Source organism: Alcaligenes sp. Lyrl_28 (assembly GCF_051948705.1).
GTDB classification, from domain to species: Bacteria; Pseudomonadota; Gammaproteobacteria; order Burkholderiales; family Burkholderiaceae_B; genus Alcaligenes; species Alcaligenes ammonioxydans.
Genome location: NZ_JAYJLG010000014.1, coordinates 1 through 1,444 on the forward strand (window position 1 = coordinate 1; position 1,444 = coordinate 1,444).

A 1,444-nucleotide genomic window follows, 5' to 3' on the forward strand; every position below is an offset into this window, starting at 1 on the left:
TGTGCGCAGGCACATCACACTAATGAGGCATACCTTCTCCCGAAGTTACGGTATTAATTTGCCGAGTTCCTTCTCCTGAGTTCTCTCAAGCGCCTTGGAATATTCATCCCGTCCACCTGTGTCGGTTTGCGGTACGGTCTCGTAGAGCTGAAGCTTAGAGGCTTTTCTTGGAACTGCTTCCAGTTAGTTTAGAGCCGAAGCTCTATCCAGTCACACCCTTGAATTACGCACCCGGATTTGCCTAAGTGCCTTCTATGATGCGCCAACGGGGACATCCAACACCCCGATAACATTCTGCAATCCGTCCCCCCATCGCACTCTACGACGGTGCGGGAATATTAACCCGCTTCCCATCAGCTACGCATCTCTGCCTCGCCTTAGGGGCCGACTCACCCTGCGCCGATGAACGTTGCGCAGGAAACCTTGGACTTACGGCGAGGGGGCTTTTCACCCCCTTTATCGCTACTCATGTCAGCATTCTCACTTCCGATACCTCCAGCATTCCTCACGGAACACCTTCACAGGCTTACGGAACGCTCTCCTACCATGTGTACTAAAAGTACACATCCGCAGCTTCGGTCTATGGCTTAGCCCCGTTACATCTTCCGCGCAGGACGACTCGATCAGTGAGCTATTACGCTTTCTTTAAAGGATGGCTGCTTCTAAGCCAACCTCCTGACTGTCTATGCCTTCCCACTTCGTTTCCCACTTAGCCATAGTTAGGGACCTTAGCTGGCGGTCTGGGTTGTTTCCCTCTTGAGTCCGGACGTTAGCACCCGGTGCTCTGTCTCCCGTACTGTACTTGCCGGTATTCGGAGTTTGCCATGGGTTGGTAAGTCGCTGTGACCCCCTAGCCATAACAGTGCTCTACCCCCGGCAGTAATATACGAGGCACTACCTAAATAGTTTTCGGAGAGAACCAGCTATCTCCAGGCTTGTTTAGCCTTTCACTCCGATCCACAGCTCATCCCCTAATTTTTCAACATTAGTGGGTTCGGTCCTCCAGCACGTGTTACCGTGCCTTCAACCTGGCCATGGATAGATCGCCTGGTTTCGGGTCTACACCCAGCGACTGAATCGCCCTATTCGGACTCGCTTTCGCTACGCCTCCCCTATTCGGTTAAGCTTGCCACTGAATGTAAGTCGCTGACCCATTATACAAAAGGTACGCAGTCACACCACGAGGGTGCTCCTACTGTTTGTATGCATACGATTTCAGGATCTATTTCACTCCCCTTCCGGGGTTCTTTTCGCCTTTCCCTCACGGTACTGGTTCACTATCGGTCGATCACGAGTATTTAGCCTTGGAGGATGGTCCCCCCATATTCAGACAGGATTTCACGTGTCCCGCCCTACTTGTTCGATGCTTAGTTCCACGTACTGAATTTCGCCTACAGGGCTATCACCTGCTACGGCTGGACTTTCCATTCCATTCGACTATTCA

The 1,444-nt window shown here is 52.0% G+C and carries 1 rRNA gene; it reads right to left on the reverse strand.

The window, feature by feature from the left end:
• Positions 1–1,444 (reverse strand): 23S ribosomal RNA (locus VF694_RS16380); the annotation flags it as partial.